The organism is Luteolibacter sp. (assembly GCF_039920825.1).
In the GTDB taxonomy this organism is placed as follows: Bacteria; Verrucomicrobiota; Verrucomicrobiia; order Verrucomicrobiales; family Akkermansiaceae; genus Luteolibacter.
The window spans coordinates 132,458-154,626 of sequence record NZ_JBDSCX010000078.1; the positions used below are offsets into that span (position 1 = coordinate 132,458).

The 22,169-nt window shown below is 59.5% G+C and carries 16 protein-coding genes; 11 read left to right on the forward strand and 5 right to left on the reverse strand.

What is annotated here, in order from left to right:
* Nucleotides 1-24 precede the first annotated feature (24 nt).
* A complete protein-coding gene (locus tag ABIQ96_RS22685; protein ID WP_348216934.1) occupies nucleotides 25-654 on the reverse strand; it encodes a sigma-70 family RNA polymerase sigma factor in 630 nt (209 codons plus the stop codon).
* A 162-nt stretch (nucleotides 655-816) separates the two neighbouring features.
* Between ABIQ96_RS22685 and ABIQ96_RS22690 the strand changes: the two genes are divergently transcribed.
* The 3 genes from ABIQ96_RS22690 to ABIQ96_RS22700 are packed head-to-tail and all read left to right on the forward strand — an operon-like array spanning nucleotide 817 to nucleotide 2,721.
* Nucleotides 817-1,707: a hypothetical protein gene (locus ABIQ96_RS22690; protein ID WP_348216935.1), complete on the forward strand. Its 891-nt coding sequence runs from the start codon at nucleotides 817-819 to the stop codon at nucleotides 1,705-1,707.
* Nucleotides 1,708-1,762: 55 nt separating this feature from the next.
* Nucleotides 1,763-2,332: an RNA polymerase sigma factor gene (locus tag ABIQ96_RS22695; RefSeq protein WP_348216936.1), complete on the forward strand. Its 570-nt coding sequence runs from the start codon at nucleotides 1,763-1,765 to the stop codon at nucleotides 2,330-2,332.
* Nucleotides 2,329-2,721, forward strand: coding sequence for a hypothetical protein (locus ABIQ96_RS22700; protein WP_348216937.1), 393 nt, complete (start codon nucleotides 2,329-2,331; stop codon nucleotides 2,719-2,721). The genes ABIQ96_RS22695 and ABIQ96_RS22700 overlap by 4 nt, the downstream gene beginning before the upstream one ends.
* A 4-nt stretch (nucleotides 2,722-2,725) precedes the next feature.
* Here the strand turns inward: ABIQ96_RS22700 and ABIQ96_RS22705 are convergent, their stop codons facing one another.
* Nucleotides 2,726-3,295 (reverse strand): hypothetical protein, encoded by a 570-nt coding sequence (locus ABIQ96_RS22705; RefSeq protein WP_348216938.1) that lies wholly within the window; start codon nucleotides 3,293-3,295, stop codon nucleotides 2,726-2,728.
* A gap of 205 nt (nucleotides 3,296-3,500) precedes the next feature.
* On the opposite strand from ABIQ96_RS22705, the gene ABIQ96_RS22710 reads away from it, so the two are divergent.
* The gene (locus ABIQ96_RS22710; protein WP_348216939.1) at nucleotides 3,501-5,594 is read left to right on the forward strand and encodes a hypothetical protein; all 2,094 of its coding nucleotides are present in this window, start codon (nucleotides 3,501-3,503) and stop codon (nucleotides 5,592-5,594) included.
* A 12-nt stretch (nucleotides 5,595-5,606) separates the two neighbouring features.
* On the opposite strand, the gene ABIQ96_RS22715 is transcribed toward ABIQ96_RS22710, so the two are convergent.
* The 3 genes from ABIQ96_RS22715 to ABIQ96_RS22725 form a co-directional block, all read right to left on the reverse strand.
* Entirely contained in the window at nucleotides 5,607-6,944 is a 1,338-nt protein-coding gene (locus ABIQ96_RS22715; RefSeq protein WP_348216940.1) for an ascorbate-dependent monooxygenase, read from the reverse strand.
* A complete protein-coding gene (locus ABIQ96_RS22720; RefSeq protein ID WP_348216941.1) occupies nucleotides 6,941-7,528 on the reverse strand; it encodes a redoxin family protein in 588 nt (195 codons plus the stop codon). The genes ABIQ96_RS22715 and ABIQ96_RS22720 overlap by 4 nt, the downstream gene beginning before the upstream one ends.
* Before the next feature lie 106 nt (nucleotides 7,529-7,634).
* Nucleotides 7,635-10,958: a hypothetical protein gene (locus ABIQ96_RS22725; RefSeq protein WP_348216942.1), complete on the reverse strand. Its 3,324-nt coding sequence runs from the start codon at nucleotides 10,956-10,958 to the stop codon at nucleotides 7,635-7,637.
* A 196-nt stretch (nucleotides 10,959-11,154) separates the two neighbouring features.
* Between ABIQ96_RS22725 and ABIQ96_RS22730 the strand changes: the two genes are divergently transcribed.
* The 7 genes from ABIQ96_RS22730 (at nucleotide 11,155) to ABIQ96_RS22760 (ending at nucleotide 22,166) form a co-directional block, all read left to right on the forward strand.
* Complete coding sequence (locus ABIQ96_RS22730) at nucleotides 11,155-13,167, forward strand: histidine kinase (RefSeq protein WP_348216943.1); 2,013 nt, start codon at nucleotides 11,155-11,157, stop codon at nucleotides 13,165-13,167.
* Nucleotides 13,164-13,784, forward strand: coding sequence for a response regulator transcription factor (locus ABIQ96_RS22735; protein ID WP_348216944.1), 621 nt, complete (start codon nucleotides 13,164-13,166; stop codon nucleotides 13,782-13,784). The genes ABIQ96_RS22730 and ABIQ96_RS22735 overlap by 4 nt, the downstream gene beginning before the upstream one ends.
* Nucleotides 13,785-13,789: 5 nt before the next feature.
* Nucleotides 13,790-14,788 (forward strand): nucleoside hydrolase, encoded by a 999-nt coding sequence (locus tag ABIQ96_RS22740; RefSeq protein WP_348216945.1) that lies wholly within the window; start codon nucleotides 13,790-13,792, stop codon nucleotides 14,786-14,788.
* 85 nt (nucleotides 14,789-14,873) lie between these two features.
* Complete coding sequence (locus ABIQ96_RS22745; RefSeq protein WP_348216946.1) at nucleotides 14,874-15,881, forward strand: MoxR family ATPase; 1,008 nt, start codon at nucleotides 14,874-14,876, stop codon at nucleotides 15,879-15,881.
* A gap of 154 nt (nucleotides 15,882-16,035) precedes the next feature.
* On the forward strand, nucleotides 16,036-16,935 hold the full coding sequence (locus ABIQ96_RS22750) for a DUF58 domain-containing protein (RefSeq protein ID WP_348216947.1): 900 nt from the start codon (nucleotides 16,036-16,038) through the stop codon (nucleotides 16,933-16,935).
* Nucleotides 16,936-19,758, forward strand: a complete 2,823-nt coding sequence (locus ABIQ96_RS22755; protein ID WP_348216948.1) for a PA14 domain-containing protein — start codon at nucleotides 16,936-16,938, stop codon at nucleotides 19,756-19,758.
* Nucleotides 19,755-22,166 carry a hypothetical protein gene (locus ABIQ96_RS22760; protein ID WP_348216949.1) on the forward strand — a complete coding sequence of 804 codons (2,412 nt, stop codon included), beginning with the start codon at nucleotides 19,755-19,757 and terminating at the stop codon, nucleotides 22,164-22,166. Before ABIQ96_RS22755 ends, ABIQ96_RS22760 begins: the two co-directional genes overlap by 4 nt.
* Nucleotides 22,167-22,169 lie beyond the last annotated feature (3 nt).

Here is a 22,169-nt window from a genome sequence, read left to right on the forward strand (position 1 = left end):
AATTCCCGATGCGCAAGAAGAATTTTAAAATCTTTCTTCCCAACTGTCTTGTAAAGCCGACTGAAGTTGGAGATGCGCATAGTGGAGGCGAGAACGAATGGTGCCTTCGGATGTTTTGAGAACCTTGGCGATGTCCGCGTGGGACATGCCTTGGATGTCGAACATCGTCACAACCATTCTGTGGGGTTCAGACAACTTCATCATCGCTTCGTTCAATTTTATCTGAAGCTCGTTGAGATTGGTCTGCTTCTCGGGATTCGCCTCGTGGGTGGTATCAATCAATGCTGGATCCTGCTGTACCGAGGACTCCATATCGTTGAGGCTCAATCCAGTCCGGCGTTTCCGTTTCTTCAGAAAATTGAGCGTCAGGTTGGTCGATATCTGATAGATCCAGGTATAAAAGGTGGAACTGCCGCGGAATTTGCCCAACGACTGATAGGACCGGGCGAAGATTTCCTGAAGCAGGTCGTGCGTGTCCTCCTTGTGGGAGGTCATGTTGTAGACAAGGCCGTAAAGCTTGTCGCCATACTTGAGGATCAGGGCGTCGAAAGCGCGCGTATCACCCTGTTGGGCACGCGTGACAAGGTCCTGGTCAGGGTCGGGGGGACGTGGCTGACGAAACATTAAAATGGGGGTGGTGAGCAGCGCGATCACCCTACACGGACGAGGACCCATGTAAAGACGTGTGACGGGGGACCCGGGCCGACTCTACCGCCGGGAAACCTGGCCCTTGGGCGGAACCACCCGCTCATTTCAACCGAATGTAACCTTATCCGGAAAAAGCGCGTACCTCACGGCAGATACTCGACCCACGCCATGAAAAATCAAATCCTCTGCCTCATCGCCCTGACCGCTCCCCTTTCCGCGGCCGAACTCGTTGCCTCTCAAGTCCCTGCTTCCGCGAAATGGACCCTGCATCTCGATATGGACGCCATGCGCGAGAGCGAGACGGGCAAGGCGATTTTCGCGAGAATCGAAGCCGATCACGGAGCGAAACTGCAGGGGCTCAAGCGGATCTCCTCCGTCCACCTTATCAATGATCTCAACGACATCACACTCCTCGGCGACGGAAAACCCGAACACGCGGTCGCCCTAATCCACGGGACTTTCGATCAAGGCCACATGGTGGACGTTGTCAAAGCCTCGGACGATTATTCCGAGGAAAACTACAACGGATTCACCATCCGCTCGTGGAAGGATAAGGAACAAACCCAGCACGCCGCCTTTGCCAGTGACGGCCTTCTCGTTTTCAGCCGTCAGGACGATTCCCTGAAACAGGAACTCGATGTTTTGAAAACGAACGCACCAGCCACCGCCGATCCGATTTTCTCCAGCAGCGGAGGAAAACCATTGATCGCCGCGACGGCCAATCTCGGTGAAACCGAACTCCCCCCCGATGCTTCGAAAATCCTCCGCTTGGCCAGCGTTCTGCGAATCGCCGCCACTGAAAACAACGGACGCTTCTCGATCCACATGGGTGCCGAGAGCAAGGACAACAGACACGCCAACCGCCTGCGCCGCGTCCTCGACGGCATTCTCGCCCTCGCCGAAGCCGGAAACGCCACGCTCGGCAACGTCGATTTCCAAAGCGAAGTCACCGCCACCCAGAATCAGCCCGGCGTGAACGTCGCCCTCAGCGTGCCGATCCCCGCCTGGCTCCAAATCATGAAGGAAGCCGCCGACAGGAAAAAGGATGCGGCGCACTGACCGACGGTCATTTCCGGATTTTCTTTTTCGTTCCAACTCATCAAGGTTTCTTGTTTTGAATCCATCCGATGCTTCCGACGACGCAACCCTCGCTCGACTCGCGAGAGAGGGATCGATGGATGCCTTTAGCCTGTTAGTCGGGCGTCACCACACCCGGGTTTTCGCCTTTCTGCTGGCATTGACCCGCCACCGCCAGGATGCGGAGGACCTCACGCAGGAAACGTTTCTCAGGGCTTGGAACAAATTCCACCGCTACAATCCGGATCTTCCGCTGTTGCCCTGGCTTTTCACGATTGCGAGACGCCAGTCCATTTCCGCGTTGCGCCGCAAGCGTCCCATCCCGGCAGAAGACCTAACAACCAACGAGCCGGAACCCGCGAACCGGGCGCTCTGGCTCTGGGAGATTGCGAAAGCCCACCTAACACCCGATGCCTACGGCGCGCTCTGGCTGCATTACCGCGAGGAACTTTCCCTCAAGGAAATCGCAGCTGTCCTGGGAAAACGCGAGGGAGCCATCAAGGTCATTCTCCACCGTGCGCGCAAATCACTGGCCGAAAAAATCCACGGCACTCGTTCTATCGATATTCCCGATTCCCTTCCCGAACCCCAACGCATGTTCCCATGAAACGCGACGAGACATTCCGTGAAATCTCCGACCTCCTGCGTTCGCAAACGCCTGATCCTCAGCCCTCACCCGGCTTGGAATCCCGCATTCTTCGCGCACTCGATCAACACCAGCGCCCGGCTCCGAAACGTTGGTGGCCTTGGCTTCTGCTTCCGTCGGCACTCGCAGCAACCGTCATCATGATGGCAATCCGCCCAGCACCTCCGAGAACCGCCGCATCGATCGCCGAAGCTCCCATCACCGAGCCACCATCCGACGAACCAATGCTGTCCCAGATGATAGCCGGAAATCCGCTGAACGCAGAAACATCCACCTTGAGCCGCGATGCGGAACGAGCGGGCAATTTTTTCATCAACTGCCTGCCCTCGCTCGACTCCGATCCGGAGTGATTGCTTATTTCAACTTCCCCAACTTGGCCAAATCGATCTTTGTCGCAAAGGATACCAACTCGGTCTCGCCGGTGCCCTCGTCCCCCTCGAATTCAACGTAAATCCGCTCGTCCAAGACGACTTGCAACTTGTGCTCGCCTTCCATGATGGCGGTTTCACCCGCGATTCGATGAGTCTTGCGATTGGTCATTTTGATCAATTCCTCGTTGGCTAACAGTGGCAGCAACTGGGCCACCAACGGCGAATCCTTGATGACTTTCACGGTGATCCGGTGAGCGCCGGAAACGTAAACCCGCGACATCGAAACCCCGCCGCCGGGGACATCCTCGCGCTTCACGGTTTCGCCTTTCCAAGCATCCATCGCGTCGGGAAGAAGACCACCGACTTTCGCGGCACCCTTCTCGTCCATGATCTTGAGAAGGTCGCGGAGCTTTGCACTGACCGCTTCGTTATCGCCCTTTTTATAGTCGGTGAATGCCTGGCGCATCCCGTCCTCAAACGGATCGGCCATCACGTTTTGCGGTAGAAGCACGGAAAGACCGAAGCCTGTCAGGAAATAAATGATCGTTTTCATAGGTTTTTAAACTTGATGGACAACACTCCGAAGTACGCCAGCGCAGGGGCAGAAGTTACAAGTTTCGTAAACCATTTCTCAAGGGAATGCAACATCTCCCAAACGAGATTCCGCTACGGTGGCCTTTCCCACTTGCGGCAACAGGGCTCGAATTTTGAAATATGATCATCTCCACATTCGTTGATGTGTCTCTTTTACCCAACCTATGAATTTCTTCACAATACCTGCGATCGCGCTCATCCTCCCGGCAACGGCGTCCACGCTTGAATGGACCGCTGTCAGGGAACCCGGTGTCGGCGGTGCGGTCACCGCCATTGTCGTCAACCCTGCGAATCCCAGCCAGATCATCGCCTCGGGAGACATGCTCGGCCCGTCTGTAAGCAACGATGGCGGCGAATCATGGCTCGATACATTCGGCCTGAAAAACTGGGAATGCGCCGAAGCCATCTGGAAGCCCGGCAGCAAGACCGAGGTCTGGTTAGGGACCATGGGCGGCATCTACAAAAGCACCGACGGCGGAAAGAACTGGACTGAAAAACGCAACGGACTGCCCGCGCCGGAATCCTATTGGGGATACAATGTGCCGATCCAGAAAATCCTCTTCGATCCGAATCAACCCTCCAGAATGCTCGCCTTCGGAGGAAGCCGCCGGAAGTGGGTGAACATGAAATATGCAGACGCCCGTTATGGCGCGGTCTGGGAAAGCACGGATTCCGGCGAAACTTGGAAACTCAAAAGTGTCATCCACTCCAACAACAAAGGTGTGGGTGGCGACGTGCAATCCGCGACGTTCGCCGCCGGGAGCAATCAGATCATCTTTGTCTCAGTGCGCGACCAAGGCATCTTTCGCAGCGACGACAGCGGAGCGACCTGGATTTTGAAAAACCAGGGCATCGCTAACGGATTGGTGGATACCGTTGCCACCCATCCCGCCGATCCGAAAATCCTATGGTGCTCGATGGCGGCCGGACGTTGCGGTGTATTCAAAAGCACCGATGGCGGAGAGACGTGGACGGCTTCCGGCGACGGCCTGTCCGCTGACCCGGCCAACGATCATTTCTGCTCGAAAATATCGGTTTCAAGATCCAATCCGGATGTCCTTTACGTCGCGGATTCCAACTGGCAGCAACTTTTCCGAAGCGGGGATGCCGGAGTCCATTGGTCGAATATAACCGACAAGCGCATGCCCGCCGTCCCCACCGGTCTTGGATTCCAGGGCAACTGGATCGAGATCGACCCGCTGGATGCGAACACGGTTTACACCTGCAATTCGGTTCACATTTTCAAAACCACCAACGGCGGTGAAACCTGGATGGAAACCACCTCAAAGCCCGGCAAGACCCCGGACACCTGGCAAGGCCGCGGCTTCTCCGGCTATGTGCCGATGAAGGCAAAATGGAATCCCTATCAGCCATCACAACTCGTGTTGATGGCCATGGACGACGGCAAGTTTATGACCAGTACCGACATGACCGACTGGCACATGCACGGCCCCACTCTATCCGGATGGGGTGGTGGAATCGATGTGACGTTCGCCGCGGACGGAAAGACTCTTTACGCCGCATTCGGCCAGGACGGGTGGGAACAGCAAATCGCCGGAAGCAAGGATGGCGGCCTCCACTGGACGATTCTATCATGTCCTGGAAAAGGCATGTCCAGCTCCCTCTGCACGCTGCCGCAGGACTCCTCGAAACTCTGGTTCGTGCGTGGCGGAAAACTCCACTACTCGGCAGATGCCGGTGATTCGTGGAAGAAGATCGACGTCGGAGATGGCGATCTGATGGAAATCGAAGCCTCCTCCGGTAGCGCTCCGGTCCTCTACATCACCGCCAGGACCGGCATCTACAGGGGGTCGCCCGCCAATGATTTCAAAAAGCTCGTCAATATCGAGTCCGCCGAGTCGAACCACATCGCCATCGACCCTTCCGATCCCGAACGCTTCTGGGTCGCCTCCTGGAAGTATAACCAGTATCACTCCGGAATCTGGCGCTACAACCACGGCGACTGGAAACGCGTCCGGCAGGATGAATATGCCTATGACGTCGCCGTCGATCCTGCCGACTCCAACCGCGTGATCTACGTGACGAACCACAATCCCGGCGTCGAGCACTCCCAAGCCACCGGCGTCTGGATGACGGAAAGCGCCCTCGCGGAAAATCCGGAATGGATCCAACAGAATTCCGGCCTGCCCATGCTGCGCGGCACCTGCATTACGTTTAATCCCAATAAGAGCGGCGAAATCATCGTCGGCCTCAACGGCCGCGGATTTTACAAAAGCAGCGTGATCGAATCTCCCTGACCGTGCCTCGTTTCATCGCATATCGGCGGCCTTCCGCCGCTCGCTTGCGGCTTTCGATTTCCCCTCCGCGTCCATGTAGTGACCGAGAACGTTGAGCCACATGATTCCCTCGTCGAGTCCCTGGTTCACCGTGATACCGCCGATGATCAGGCCGGACATTTCGTCCGTGCTGCCCTCGCCGAGGACGATGCGTGTCGGCGGATTGTTGGGATTGCGCGGATTCGCCGCAGAATTGTCCCAGGTCCACTCGGCATGGATCACGGTGTCCTTCGGAAGGACGAACGGATTCTGATAGATATAAGTATCCTGCCAGTTGAAATCCCAATCGTCTATTTCCAACAGATCCCGCGTCCCTCCTTGTGGCAGCTTGGCGACGACTTTCAGAGTCTTGCCGATCATGTGCATGTGGCCCCAGATGTCCCTGACTTCGAAATCCACCGGCAGCTTGAATTCATCCACATTGGCGTGCCGTGCCTCGCCCGGTGCGATATCGACATCGTTGTTAGCCATCAGCACCACGGCAGGGCCGCGCTTGGGCGGAGTGGTGGTGAAATAAAGGCCGATCTGCGGCTGGTCCGTCGTGGCCCGGCCCGTGGGGTGATAGTGCATTTGCAGGACCACATCGAGTCCTTTGCCCAGTGTGAGGGAGACTTCGTTTTCAGCGCCTGCGGCCGGGATGCGCGTTGTCATTCCCGGCGCGTAACCGGGAAGGAATCCCCGCGGAATGAAACCGGGCCCGCCGAAATTCGGGTAATGGTCGCCGTCATGCCTGGCTGCCATTTCGCGCGCCTTGCCGCTGCCGTCCAGCAGGATCACACCGTGGTGCGCCACCCGGCGGTCGCTCGGCCTGATCTGCACGCCGCGCACATACTTGTCCTCGGAAAACGCAAGCGGCAGCACGAAGTGAACATAGATGTCGGGACCCTCTGCGGGAATTTCGAAGGGCTTGGCGACCTTCAGAATCAAATCCGGCTCGCCGCAATGCCAACCTGTCGGAAACTCGGGCGGCGCTTGGTAATCCGCCGCCGCGCCCTCGATTTTTCCACCGTCAACCCACGCCTTCAGTGTGGCGATCTGGGAATCCTCCAGCTTTCTCGCGCCTTTGAACTCTCCATGTCCCGCAACCGGTTTCCATGGCGGCATGATTCTATCATCCGTCACATCGACGATCTGCCGCGCGTGTTTCACGGCATCCTTGAAGCTTGCCAACGGAAAAGGTCCTACCTCTCCCGCCCGGTGACAAGACATGCATTTTTGATAGAGGATGGGAGCAACGTCCTTGTTATAGGTCGGGACTTCGGCAGCGCAAACGCCCGATATGATCGTTAGATAAAGGACGGTGGTTTTCATTCGATGACGCAGCCAATAGCCGGGGTTGTGGGTTCCGAAACGGGTTTGCCAGCGAGAATTTCATCGAGAGCCTGCCGGAGAAACGAATGTTTTGGATTGATGGAATCTTTGCCCAGTTGGAAAAACCGATCGTCAATGCAGCCGCGATAGACCACGATCCGGTCACTTGAAACGACCGCGACCTGGGGAGTTGACGTGCAGCCGGTGATGTTGGCCAGGCGGTGCCCGGGATCGAGAATTACCGGGGAAGGAAGATTGAAGTCGTTCGCGTGTTTCCTGGCACCTTCCGGGCTCAAATCCTTCTCGATCTGCACCAGCAGAAAGGAAATTCCATGGGCGGTATAAGTCTTGGCCAGCCGGGTGATTTCCGGCGCATATTTGTTGCAGATCGGGCACGTGGTTGAGAGGAAAATCAAGACGGTGGCCTTTGACTTCGGATCCGGAATCAGCGTCGCCTTTCCCGCGAGATCCGGAAGTTGCAGCGGAGCAATCGGGCGCGATTCCACCTCGGCGGCATGGCAGACGCAAACAAAGGCAGTCGTGCTCGCAAGGAATTGCGCAACCCGATGTGGGAGGATATTCATTTAACGATAGTACGCGGATTTTGGGGCAAAGGTTACCGCGACGGGACTCTTTGGTAGAAAACCTATCGCCGCCGGGGCGCCGCCCTACTATGACGGTCATTCCGCATCATTTTACCTTTTCCACAGCCAGCCCGGTGATTTTCGTATTCGTCGCATTGTGCCAGTCCGGCATGAGCGGCAGGATGACTAACTCGTGACCGGCGGTGAGATCGACTTTTAAATCCAGCTTCACGATTTCACCGGAGCGGGGAAGTTCGATGATTGCCTGCTCGGCCGAGCGTTGGGTGTCCTTCTTGAAAATGCCGAGCTTGAACTTCTCCGCGCCGCCTTCCCATGGCTTCGACGAGGCACTGCCGGTGATGTGCCAGGTGCCGCTTTCGGGAGCAATGAAAGCAAGTCCGGCGATGCGCTGGCCCTGGCTGTCCGCCCATGAGCCGCGCACGGAAAACTCGATTTCGCCGCTTTCCACGGTGACCCCCGGTTGGCCTCCCGCGCCGTTCTCGGTTGGCTCCCAGCGGGTGCCGGCCCAACGCAGCGGGATGTAGTTCGCGACTTTGTTAGGATCGTCCGGCCAGACTTGATCGAGCCGCCAGACGGGCTTGTTGGAAGCACCCGCGGGATTGCCGGCGGCGCTGCCTTTTTCCGTCCCTTCCCACGACAACGGCAAACGATAGCCTACCGTTGCCTTCGCGTCGCCGAGGGAAATGGCAAACTCCATCAAGCTGGCATCGCCGCCCGCGAACATGCCGTCGATCTGGGGCAGCAGCACGAGCTCCTCGCCTGTCGCAAGTTCCGCGGATTGGCCTTCAAGAGTCGCCTCGCCACCGTTGGGAATGGTCAGCGCGCCGACTTTTTCCATGCCCGCCGCGCTCTTTTTCAGAATGAAAAGCGTCGTGGCGTTCTGGCTGTCCCACATGTGGGCGGTTACGCGGCCGTGGAGCTGATAGACACCGGTTTTCGGCGCAACAAAGGTGAGGCCTGCCGTGCGGAAGTGGCGATCATTGTCCGGGCCGTGTGGCGCGCGGGTTCCGAATGTCAACGTGCCATCCTTGAGGCCCGCGCCCGGTTGGCCGCCGAAGCCGCCTTCCTTGACGTTCCAATCCGTGCCGGTCCAAACCATCGGCTTGAAATTTTCTCGCTTCGTCCAGTCGGCCGGCCAGAGTTGTTCGAGCTTCCACACCGGCTTGCCGTCTGCCAGCGCGATGCTGCCCTCGCTCCCGCCCTTGACTGTTCCCTCCCAGGTCGTCGGCAAATTGAAGGACGCGCCGCCGCTGCTGACAAAGCCCGCGTGCTTGCGGTCAAGCGGCTCAATTTTTGTTAGAAAATCGCGGCCCGGTGTTTTTTTCGAAGTGTAAAGGATCACGGGGCGTCCGGTTTTCGAGAGCACCAGCGTCTTCGGTGCGGCGGCCCAGTTGCCCATGATGTCCTCCGCGATCAACGATGCGCCGAAGTCCGGCAGCTCCACCGTGACATCCGCCTTCGACTCGCGATCCGCGTAGGCGATCATCACGCCTTTGCCGTTCCGCTGGTCCTGGAAGATCGTGAAGTTCGCACCCGGTGGCCGGACGAATCCGACCTCATCACTGATGCCGATATGCTGGTTGTAAACATTCCACATCGCGACGAGCGGCAACGGATAAGCATACCAATCCCACAATAAGGTCCCCGGTCCGCTGTAGTCCCAGAAGCTCTGGCCGTGGTCCTCGTAACCGGTGTGGAAAAGGATCGTTTTCTCCTGTCCGGCGATGGTCATCTCGGCGACCGAGCAGGCTTGCGCGTTGGTGCTTTCCGCTGCGGTTAGATCAGTGCAGGCGATGGGCTCATCGACGGCAGTGTTGGTATAGGCCCAGCCTTCGTTGAACCAGATCTCGACATTTTTCCCACCTGCCTCGTCCATGTTCTGCCTCATCTTCCGGATGCCCTGCGCGTCGCTCAACCAACCGGCGTGATAGTCATGCCATGAGACCACGTCGATATACTTCAGCCCGCCCGCCTTGAAGAACGCGGCGTTCACCCCACTCGGGATGCCGTAAACATTGTTCACCATGATCTTCGCCGCCGGATCGGTGGCGCGGATCAGCTTCGCGGTGCGGATGTTGAACTTCGCATACTCGGCGTAGAAATTGTCCCACTTGTCGAATTCCGGCTCGTTCTCAATTTCGAAAATCACCGACCTGCCTTTAAAATGCAGTGCGGCGGATTTCACGAACTTGTCCCAGGCTGTCTCGATGGCTAGATCATCCCACTTCGGGTCATCTGCCTTCCATTTCATGTCGAGCGGCAGTGGCTGGCCGCTGTGTTCCTTGTCCATCAGCCCTTCCGGCCAGCCATAGAGCACGACGTGCTGCGAGACGCCGTGCTTCGCGGCAAGATCGAACTCGGCATCATGCCAGTTGAAGGCATCGCCCTTCTTCGGTTGAAAAAACTGCCACTTCGTTTCTGGAAACCACCGCGTCCAACCAAAACCCAGGCGTTGGTATTTCTCCAACATCATCTTGCTTCCGGCGAACGAACCGCCGAAGCGCTCGCGGTAGTCCGGCTTAGTCGCGTTCTTCGGATAGGGAATCGAGGTGACGGGGAAATCGGACTTGTCTAGCAATTCGCCCTTTTCATCCAACACCGAAAGTCGGGCATAGATGAAACCGTTGGTGGTCAGCTTCATGTCCTGCGGGCCGGACCATGTCTTGCCGGGCGGGATGGTGAGGTTCTTTTCAACCGGCGAGGCCATCGCCTTCACACCCTCGTAGTCGATGAATTGCCATCTTACTGTCACCTCGCGTGGTGTCGGACCGGGATTGGAAACATGTGCGACCATTTTAACAGTCGCACCCTTGTCGAAGGCGTTTCCCGCCGCCCCATCCCAGCCGGGAAGATTCACGCATTCCGCGACCACCTCGAGTTCACGCCGCGGAATGTAATCAGCCGTCCCTTCCTTACCGGCGGTCACCGTCACGCCATCTATCAGGATTGGCTGATCGTAACCGCCGATTTGGAGAACGTAGTGCGGGTTTGGCCAGAATCCTTCTGCGGGCACATCGGCAGGCCAGGTGAAGGACACGCGTTTCCATTCGGTGCCTATCTCCGCGCTTTGTTCGGCCTCTGCCATCCACAGCCGTTTTGCCTTGGTTCCCGGTTCGCGTGCGCTGGGAGGCATCTGCACGCCGACCTTGCCAGATTTTTCACCTTTGACGAAAAATGAAACCGTCATCGGCTGACCACGGTCCGCGACGAAGGGTGCGCTCATCACGTTGCCCTTTCCGATCCGCAAAGCGAATTCGCCGACCTTGGCGTCCTTGACCAGCGTGTGAATCTTCGGATCGATCTGGTGCCAGTAGAGGGTTCCGCCTTCGAAGTTGCCGTTACGGAGGCGATTCTCCGGGGTGGCGGCGAGCGATGAAACCAATGCGAGCAGAAGTGCTGGAATTCTCATGATATGGGAAGCTAACGGATTTTTCAATACGGCCACGGCTGCGCCGGAATTGCATCCGCCGCAGATGTGAGGGATTTCAGAAAACCGGAGTTTCGTCCGCACGGCAATCCCGCCGACACTACCAAATCCGACTATTGCCACAGAACCCGTTTTGCTGTGGCATGTCGGGTCGCACGTGATGATTTCCCGCTGGTTGATGATCCTCTTTTTTTCCGCACAACTCGTGCGGGCGGAAGGGCCGCGACCGCTGACCACAGTTGCGGAAGTGCGCGCCCTGACTCCGGAGCAAGCGGAAGGACATCACCCCGTCCGGCTCACCGGGGTGGTCACCTATTACGATGGACTCGCCGGTCATGCATTTCTTCAGGATGAAACGGGAGGAATCTTCATCCGCCCCGGCAAGCAAGGCGCACCCGACTCTTCCACGCTGGAACCTGGCGACAGAATCGAAGTCAGCGGCATCACCTGGGCTGGAAATTTCTCGCCCAGCGTTGCGGGCTCCGGCAGTGCCCCGGCTTCATCGCCGGATGTCTCCCCATCCGTGGCGGTCCGCCACCTCGGCAAGGCACCGCTGCCGGAACCGGCGCAAGTTTCATTCGATCAACTCACCACCGGCCGATGGCATGACCAGTTCGTGAGCGTCCGCGCCACCATCCGGGATTTCAAACTCGGTGACGGCGACGGCCCTCGGAGCCTCGCGCTTCTGGTCAGCGGACCTGATGGAAAAGCCGTCAACGTCTGGGCACCCCACGTCGATCCGGGAGACCGGCACGATTGGATCGATCAGGAAATAGAGCTTCACGCCATCGTCGCGGGCGGCGGGGATTCGAGTGGCCAGCTCAGCCAGGCCCGCTTGTTGATTTCCAATCTCTCCTGGATCATCGCGGACGACGAATCCACGCGCCGGGCCTTCTCCCAGAGTCCCACCCTTTTCGACGGCATCCATCGCTATCAGCCACCGGCCGTGCGCGACCTCAGGCTCCGGGTCGATGGCACGGTCTCATTGGTAAAACCCGGCGAGGGCTTTTTCCTAACTGACGGCTCGCGCGGCCTGTGGGTCGGCACTCCGCAAAAAACGGACTTCAGGGTCGGCGACGTGGTGACCACCGCGGGATATGCTGTAAAGACCGGACTGGCCGACGGGTTGGTTAGAACGCTGGCCCGCGGTCCGTCACCCGCCGCGAGGCTGGCCCGCATGCAGCAACTCATCAACAGCTCGGACTCCGAAAACTCGTTGGTTTCGGTGGAGGGACTTCTCAAGGATGTCACGGACGACGGGACGGATGCCCGGCTGAGGATCGAGGATCTCATCGGAAATTCCCTTGTCGCAACCACCGCCGATCTATCAGATATCCCGACTCCCGGCTCCCGCCTGCTGCTTACCGGGATCCTGCATGCCCCCGGACTGCTGCTCCGCGACGCACAAGACATCGTGGTTCTCGATCAGGCACCCTGGCTATCTCCTGGCCGGCGCAAGGCGTTGGTTGCAGGCAGTATCGTGGCACTCGCCCTCGCCACGGTGTGGTTGGTTTCCCTCAAACTACAGGTCGCCAGCCAGACCCGGCTGATCGAAGCCCAGATCATCCACCAGACCCTCGTCGGGGAGCGCCAGCGTTTGGGACGTGAACTGCACGACAGCCTCGAACAACACCTGGTAGGTCTCCACCTCCAGCTCGACACGCTGCGGGACCGGATCGCCGATGCTCCGGAGTCGGTGCGCCAGCTCGCCGACAACGCGGCCAAAATGCTTGATCACTGTCGCGACGAGGCGAGGCGATCCGTCCATGAGCTCCGAAGCCAGATCCTGCAACGTGAGGGTCTCGCCGCGGCGCTCGTCCAGATGGCCGCCGACGCATCCCACCCGGACGGGCCGAAGATTGTAACAGAAACGAATGCCGACTCCGTCCATCTCGAATCCACCGTCGAGTTCCACCTGCTCCGCTGCGCCCAGGAAGCGGTGACCAATGCGTTGAAACACGCCGGAGCCACCAACATCCGCATCACGCTGGAGCACCTCCCGGAACAATCCATCCTAACAATCCAAGACGATGGCGGCGGCTTTGATCCCGAAACTCCTCCGCGCGACAAGCAACCTCATTTCGGCCTGCTCCATCTCAGGGAACGTGCCGCCCGCATCAACGCCCGTCTCACCATCATGTCACAACCAGGCGGAGGAACCCGCGTTACCCTAACCATTCCACAACCGTGACTCCCCTCCGACTGCTCATTGTGGACGACCACTTCTTTGTCCGTACCGGATTGCGCTCCAGCCTCGAAAACGAGCCCGACATCGAACTATGCGGCGAGGCGTCCACTGCGGAAGAGGCGCTGGAACGCATAGGAACATTGGCCCCCGATCTTGTTTTGCTGGATCTCCGCCTGCCGGATCGTGACGGCCTGGAGGTTTTGGAGAAACTCGCCACCATGATCCGCCCGCCGGCTGTCATCGTATTCTCGGTGGACGACAGCGAGACCGACATCGCCCGTGCGGTGGCAAACAACGCTTCCGGTTATCTACCAAAGTCAGCGCCGCGTGCCGAACTGCTCGCAGCCATCCGCAAGGTCGCCGGAGGAGGCAGGTATTTCCCACCGGAAATCGCGATGAAACTCCGCGAGCACCGGACTCGTATACCGCTTAGTCCGCGTGAATCGGAAATTCTCCATCTGATCGTCGACGGCCAGCCTAACAAACTGATCGCCGCCGCGCTTGGCATCTCCGAAAACACGGTGAAACTCCACGTCACCCACCTGCTCGCCAAAACCGGAGCACCTGACCGCACCAGCGTTGTGAAGATCGCCATCCAACGCGGGTGGGTGCGCCCTTGATTCCCATGAAACATCTTCTATCAGCATTTCTGCTCGGCATCACCCCGGCTTCTGCCGCTCCGGTTCCCGTCATTTTCGACACCGACATGGGAAATGACGTCGATGATGTGATGGCGCTCGCGATGCTGCACTCCCTTCAGCATCGCGGTCATTGTGAGGTGCTTGCAGTCACGATCAGCAAGGACCATGAGCTCGCCGCTCCGTTCGTCGATGCGATCAACACATTTTACGGAAATCCCGATATCCCGATAGGTGTCGTCCGAAATGGAGCGACTCCCGATGAAGGAAAATTCAACCAACTCGCCAACGCCACCGCCCCGGATGGCAAATTGATTTTCCCCCACGATCTCCGCAGCGGCAATGACGCGCCTGAGGCCGTTGCGCTGATTCGCAAGACCCTCGCCTCGCGGGCCGACGGATCCGTGGTGATGATCCAGGTCGGATTTTTCACCAACCTCTCGCGTTTGTTGGACTCGAAGCCGGATGACGCCTCTCCACTAACAGGCGAAGAGCTGGTCAGGAAAAAAGTGCGGGTTCTCTCACTCATGGCCGGCGCATTCACACCCATCGACGGCAATCCACGCTATGCCGAATACAACGTGGTTCAGGATGTCGCCGCGGCGCAATCGCTCGCCAGCCGCTGGCCGACGCCGCGAATTTGGAGCGGATTTGAAATTGGCATCGCCGTGCCTTTCCCGCATCAGAGCATTGAACAGGATTTTCAATACGTCCCGCATCATCCGCTCAAGGAAGCCTACTATTTACACGAACCACCGCCGCACGACCGGCCGACGTGGGATCCGACGGCAGTGCTTCAAGCCGTGTTGCCGGACCGGGGTTATTTTCAGCTCTCCGAAACCGGTCGCATCACCGTGGAACCGGACGGAGTGACGAATTTTCAACCTGCGGGCGACGGCTCCGATCGGTTTGTCCGGTTGGAGGCGAACGCCGCGGGCCGCCCCAGGGAAGCGATTGTTCTTCTTTCCAGCGAGCCCATCCGGTGACAGCAGAAACCCCTTTCCATAAAATTGCATCCATTTTCGACATTGCTTGTAAGTCATAATCACCAACCCAAGTATCAGCCAAACCATGAGCAACAGCGACCAGGCAGCGGTGGAACACCTCCACGAAGTTTACAAGCAAATGAAGACGGAACTCGGTCGCGTGATCGTCGGTCAGGATCAGGTCGTCGAGCAAACCTTGATGGCCATTTTCTGCCGTGGGCATGCGCTTCTCGTTGGTGTTCCCGGACTCGCTAAAACACTTCTCGTGTCAACATTGGCCCGCGCCCTTGAGCTCAGTTTCAAGCGTATCCAGTTCACCCCGGACCTGATGCCCGCCGACATCACCGGCACCGATGTGCTTGAAGTGAATCCGGAAACCGGACATCGCGGATTCCGTTTCGTCCACGGCCCGATCTTCGCCAACCTCGTCCTCGCGGACGAAATCAACCGCACTCCACCGAAGACCCAGGCCGCCTTGTTAGAGGCCATGCAGGAACACCATGTCACCGTCGGCGAACACACGCTGAACCTGCCCAAGCCGTTCTTCGTGCTCGCGACCCAAAACCCGATCGAGCAGGAAGGAACCTATCCGCTGCCTGAGGCCCAGCTTGATCGTTTCCTCTTCAACATCATCGTCGATTACCCGAACGAAGCCGACGAACGCGAGATCATCCGCCGCGTCACCAGCCCGTCAGACACACAGGTCACGCCGCTGCTCAATGCCGAGGAGATCTTGAAAATCCAAGCCATCGTCAAGCGGGTGCCGGTCGGTGATCATGTCATCGACTTCGCCGCTAAGCTCGCCCGCTCGACCCGCCCGAAAGACATTTCCGCACCAGATTTCGTCAAGGAAATGGTCGGCTGGGGAGCTGGTCCGCGCGCCGGCATCTGCCTGATTTCGGCCGCGAAGGCCCATGCCGTTCTGCGCGGCCGCTATCACGCCACCACCGCCGATGTCGCAGCGGTCGCAGCGCCGGTTCTGCGCCACCGCGTGATCACCACCTTCAACGCCGAAGCCGCAGGAATCACCAGCGACGACGTAATCCAACGCCTCATCAAACTGCTCGCGCCGAAGGAAGAAATCGTGCTCTGACAACTGGAGCGCGGAATTTATTCCGCGCGAATTCCGCCCCAAGTTGATGGTTGATAGCGATAGAAAATCCCCGCATTCCTCTTTCTCTTTCCATCAACTATCAACTCCCAACCATCAACAATCTCTGAGCGATTCCCTCAAACTTCCCGACTGCATGCGCCTCCTCCCGCCGGAGACGATGGGCATCCTGCGGCGGCTCGACTGGTATGCGCGCCGGCGGATGGTCGGCACCCTATCAGGTCGGCACACATCGCCGGAAAAGGGCTTCTCCGTCGAGTTCGCCGAGCACCGCGAATACTCTCCTGGCGACGATCCTAAGAACCTCGATTGGCGGGTCATGGCCAAGAGCGACCGCCAGGTGATCCGCCAATACATCGAGGAAACCAACCTCCGCGCGACCATCGTCGTCGATGTTTCCGGCTCCATGCAATACACCGGCGATCACGCCGCATCAGCTAACGGAAAAGCCCTTTCAAAACTCGAATACGCCAAGCACCTCGCCGCCGCACTGGCCTACATGTTCATCAAACAAGGCGACGGCGCGGGCCTCGTCACCTTCGACAAATCCACCCGCGCGTTCGTCCGCTCCGGCAGCCGCCCGAGCCAGGTCCGGCGCATCCTTGAGGAACTCCACACCACCAAGGCAGGTGACGACACCGATGTCGGCAGCGTACTCCACCACGTCGCCGAGCGCATCCCGAAACGCGGTCTCGTCGTCCTCATCAGCGACCTTTTCGACGATCCGGAAAAAATCGTCGAAGCCCTCCACCACTTCGATTTCCGCCAGCACGAACTCATCGTCTTTCACTTGTTAGCCGAGGAGGAGCTGACATTTCCCTTCAAGAGCTTCCAACGCTTCAAGGACCTCGAAGGCATCGAAGCCATGCTGCGGATCGACCCGCAGGCCGTGCGCGCGGCCTACCTGGAAAAACTCCGCGCCTTCGTCAAACGCATCGATTCCGCCTGCGGAAAAATGCGCGCCGACTACGTGCCGGTGAACACGAAAACCCCGCTGCGGGACACACTCCTGCGCTACCTGGGAGGGCGGAAATAGATGTTGTTTCTCAATCCATGGCTGCTCGCCGGACTGATCGGGGCAACCATCCCGGTCATCATCCACCTCGTCCGCCAGCAAGCCGCAAAACCCGTCGAATGGGGCGCGATGCGATTCCTGTTCGACACCATTTCCGTCCGCCGCCGCCGGATGGAATGGGAAGACCTGCTGTTGATGGCGGCGCGGTGTCTCCTGTTAGGATTACTCGCGCTCGCACTGGCGCGGCCGTTCATTCCGCCTGATTCGAATGTCCCGTGGCTGTTCGTGCTGCCCGCCGGGCTCCTCGGCATCGCTCTGCTCGGCGGCTCCTTCGTCTTGGGAAATGCCAAGGCAAGATGGATCGTCCGCGGCACCGCCATCGCTCTTCTGATAGGCGCCGCGGGATTGGTTCTGCTGGAAAAGTATCTCAACTTGAAACGCTTCGAAGCGAGCGGCCGGCGGGACGTCGCACTCGTTATCGACGCCTCGGCCTCGATGGAACTCACCCGCGAAGGTAAAACCGTTTTCCAGCACGCCATCGAGGAAGCCCGCCAACTCGTCAAGGAAGCTCCTAACGGCACCGCGTTCTCCGTAATCCTCGGCGGACCCGCCCCCGAAGCGAGGACTGCCGCTCCCCTCACCCACCGGGCCGATGTCCTCGGCGTGTTGGATAAATTGGAGCCCGTCGGCGGCACGTTCCGCGCCCACGACGCGCTCGGCATGGCGACGCTCGGTCTCGCCCAAGGAACGAACGCCTCGAAGGAAATCGTCGTTTTCACCGACTCCCAACGCTCCGGCTGGCGGTTTGAAAATCCTTCCGCATGGGACGGTCTCGAAAACGCGTGGAAAGCCATGCCATCGAAGCCGAAACTCCTGCTCCGCAACTTCGGCGCGCCGGATCCGTTCCGCAACGTCGCACTGTCCTCCATGGAACTTTCCCGCGCGCTTGTCGGTACCGACCGAGAACTGGTCATGCGCGTCACCGTGGAGAACTCCGGTTCGGTGGCGATCACGCCCGGCCCCGTCACGATGGAAATCGAGGGCAAAAAAGCGGGCGAATCCCCCGTCGGCCTGCTGGTGCCCGGGCAAACCGAGACCGTCGAGTTTCGCCATCGTTTCACCGGCACCGGACCGCAGGTCATCGAAGCGCGGATCGATGCCAAGGACGACCTCGCGAGCGACAACCGCATTGAGCACGTCGTCACCGTTAGAGAAAAACTTTCCGTGCTGTTGGTCGATGGCAACCCCGCCGGATCGTTCTTCGACCGCGCCGCCGGCTACTCGGCGCTGGCCCTCGCCCCCTCGACCGGATTGATCGGCGGCGAACGCGCGGGCGATAAATTCCTGATGGATCCGCGCGTCGTATCCGCCAGCAATCTGAGCGAGTCCGACCTCGACGACGCGGCGGTGATCATCCTCGCCGATGTCCCACGCCTGCCCGCCGCCATTGCCACACGCCTCGCGGCAAAAATCGCGGAGGGCAACGGCCTGATCGTCATCGCCGGCCCGCGCGCCGAATCCGCATTTTATAACAGCTGGGAAAGCATGGGCGGTCCGCTGCTGCCGCTTCCCCTCGGCGATGAAGCGGTGGACGCCACCGGCATTTCTCCGGCAGCCTCCACCTTCGTGCACGAGTCGCTGAAATTGTTCGGCAAGAAAAGCGACATTGAGGCGGCGGGAGTCAAACGCTGGCGCAAAACCGGCAAGCCCGCCGAAGGAGCCGTGCAGGCCGCCGCCTTCTCTAACGGAGACGCCTTCCTCGCCACCCGCAGCAATGGCAACGGACGCTGTGTTCTCGCCACCTGTGCCTTCGATGCGCGCGCCGGAAACCTTCCTGCGAAACGCGCCTTCGTCCCGCTCCTCCACGAACTCGTCACTTGGGCCGCGGGCGGTGGCGTGGACCTCAACGTCGCCTCGGCATGGAGTCCGGAGTTCATTCTCAACTCAGGCAGCGGCGGCCTATCAGCCACTTATTACCGGTCAATGGAAAAGCGGGACAAGGTGGGCTTCCAGCGGATCGATCCCGCCATTGATTTCGATTGGAAAAACGACAGTCCCGGCAAGGGCATGCCCGACAACCGCTTCTCCGTCGAGTGGAAGGGCAGCCTCATCCCGCCGATCAGCGGCGGCTATTTCATCGAAGCCGAAGCCGACGATCAGGTGGATGTGAAAATCGGCGACCGATTCTCGCTCCAAGGCAAGCGGGGCGACAACAAGCCGGAACGCATCGCGCTGGAGGCCGGCAAGCCAGTTCCCATCACCGTCAATTTCCAGGAAGACGGCGGCGAGGCAAGCGTCCACCTTTACTGGACTCCGCCCGGAGACGTTCGCCAGGTGATTCCATCGTCGGCTTTCCAACCCGCCAAATCGGCGGACTCGACTTTGAAAACCATCGATCCCCGCGGGCTTCCCCGTCAGGCGACAATCCAAGCCGGCCGCCGCGGACGCGAGTTGACCATCGACGGCCCCGCGCTGCCGGGCATCTATCGGGTTTCCACCGGCACTACGCTGGACGGAGTCATTCCCGGCATTCGGAACGGCAGCCTGCCCGTGGCCGTCAGCCGCGACGCCGGGGAGAGCCGCTTCGAAACGATGACCGGAGACGACATCGCACTCGTTAGAAAACGCATCGATCTACTGCTGCCCAAGTCGGTCGCTGATTTGTTGGGCGTGCTCCAAGGCAAAGGCTTCGGCCGGGAAATCTGGAAGATGCTCGCCGTTTCCGCCTTCATCCTTTTCCTCATCGAAAGCGTTCTCGCACGTTGGGTTTCAAAATCACGCAGGACTGCGGAGGACGTGCGTGTCGAGTTCGGGGAATCAACCATCTGGAGGGGAGGACGATGAAATCGGCAATACGATTTTTAGCGGTGGCGTTGGGTGCCTGGGGATTGCTCCACGGCGTTTCACAGATAGTTAGAATTTCACCAGGTTGGCCGCTCTGGATCTCGGGAGCTGCGATCGCAGCGACGGTTGAGCTGCTCCTGTGGCTCTATCGCTACGAAGCGGGAGCGGTGACTCGGGGACGCGCGCGGTGCATCATCGGCCTGCGCCTGCTCGCGCTGGCGGTGCTCGTTTGGATCCTCATCGAACCGGTCTGGGTCCGCAAGGTCGAGCGCGAAACGAAACGCGAGGTCGTGGTGGTGATGGATGATTCAGGATCCATGCAACTCAAGGACGACGGCACGGAAGCCACCCGCATCGCAATTGGCGAAGCGGCTTTGGCGAAATCAAAGATCGTCGAGAAGTTGCGTGAAACGATGCGCGTCCGGGTCGTCAAGGCGGCCCGCAGCGTCCAGGCGGAGGGCGAAAAAGTCGCCGAAGGATGGGGCGACTCGACCGATCTGGCATCCGCGCTTGGAACCGTGTTAGAGCAAGTGCCGCCGGACGAACTGGCAGGCGTGGTGATGGTCAGCGACGGCCGCCACAACCGCCCGGAGCGAGTGGAGGATGTGGCGCGGCGTTTCGGAATTCTCGACGCGCCGGTGGGCGTGGTCGCCGTGGGCAGCGAGGAACCGCCGAAGGATGCCTCGATTCTATCAGTCCGCGCACCCGAGGCAATCCACCTCGGCGACCGGATGCGGGTGTCGGTGGACTTGAAATTCGACGGCTACAAGGGCCAGACCGCAAAGGTGTATTTGAGACGTGGCGACAAGATTCTGGAGTCCCGCGAGGTTTCCATTCCACAAGACCATCACCGCGAGGAAATCCGTTTCGCGCAGGTTCCCGAGCAGGGCGGCGTGAACGACTACCGAGTGCAGATCGGAGACCTAGAGGGCGAGCGTTTCAAGGAGAACAACCACTGGGATTTCGAAACCTCCATCACCGACGCGCGGACCAACGTGCTGATCGTGGAAAACTATCCGCGCTGGGAATTCCGCTACCTGCGGAATCTCTTCTACGGCCGCGACAAGTCGGTGCACCTGCAATACGTGCTGATGAATCCGGACCAGATTTCCTATCAGAGCAACGCGGCGGTGCCGGCCTCGGCATCGCGGCCATTCGGCGACGCGCTCGCCACCCGGCTACCTGTTAGCGAGGAGGAGTGGCGGAAATTCGACGTGATCATCCTCGGCGACGTCGACGCGAAAGCGATCGACGGGCCGACCTGGCAGATCATTTCGCGCTGCGTGAATGAACGCGCCGCGCTGTTGGTAATGATCGCCGGACCAAGGGCCATGCCTCACGCCATCGATTCCGAAGCGGGCCGCGCGCTGGTTCCGGCAGAGATGGAGTTCAACCACCGCAACTATTTCAACGAGGGCGGCGACGAGTTTCGGTTCAGCCTGACACCGGAAGGCCAGCGCCATCCGGTGACTCAGCAAAGCGACGGGGAAACCGCGAACGAACGTGTATGGTCTGAATTTCCCGCGTTGAACTGGCGACATCCCGTCACCGGACTCAAGGAAGGCGCCGAAGTCCTGCTGACCGCGGCGAGCGGCGACGAACACGCTGCGGTGGTGAGCGGGGCGGGCCTCACGAGCGCCTTGGACGACTTGGCGAAACGCCGTGAACGCGAGGCGAAGACCGCGCTGCTGGTCACCCGGCAGACGGGAAAAGGCAAAGTCGCCCTCTTGCTAACAGACCGAACCTGGCGGCTGCGCGAGGGTGCCGGCGATCTCTATCACCATCGGTTCTGGGGCAACCTCGTCCGCTGGGGTGCGGGACCAGTTCTGCGGTCCGGAGGTGCCCGGGCCCGCTTGGGAACGGATCAACTGACCTACACGCCGGATGACCGTGTCAAGGTGACGGCTCGTCTGCGCGACCAGAGCTTGAAGCCGGTCGATGACAATTCGCTCCAGGCCGAAATCCTCAGCGAGGGCAAGGTGCTCTCATCCGTTCCTCTCACCGCGGTGGAAAATTCCAACGGGCTTTATGAAGCGAATCTGGAACGTTTCACGAAAGGCGGAAAATACGAGATCCGGCTCCGCGGCGACAAGGCGGACACGCTAATCAAGGAGGACGGCGCGAAGGAATTGAAGACCGGATTTCAGGTCGTCGGATCGCGGGGACCTATCGAGCTCGCGGAGACGACTTTGAACCGTCCCCTGCTGGAAACGATTGCCGGCCTATCAGGTGGCAAGGTGGTTTCTCCGGACAAGACGGCCGATCTTGCGGCGCTGTTTCTCACCGAGAAAAACCAGCGCGATGAAATCCGCGAAAGCTCTTTGTGGGACAGCGGCTGGCTGCTCGGCCTGCTGGCGATTTTACTGGGAAGCGAATGGGTGATCCGGCGGGCGGGCGGCCTGCCATAACAG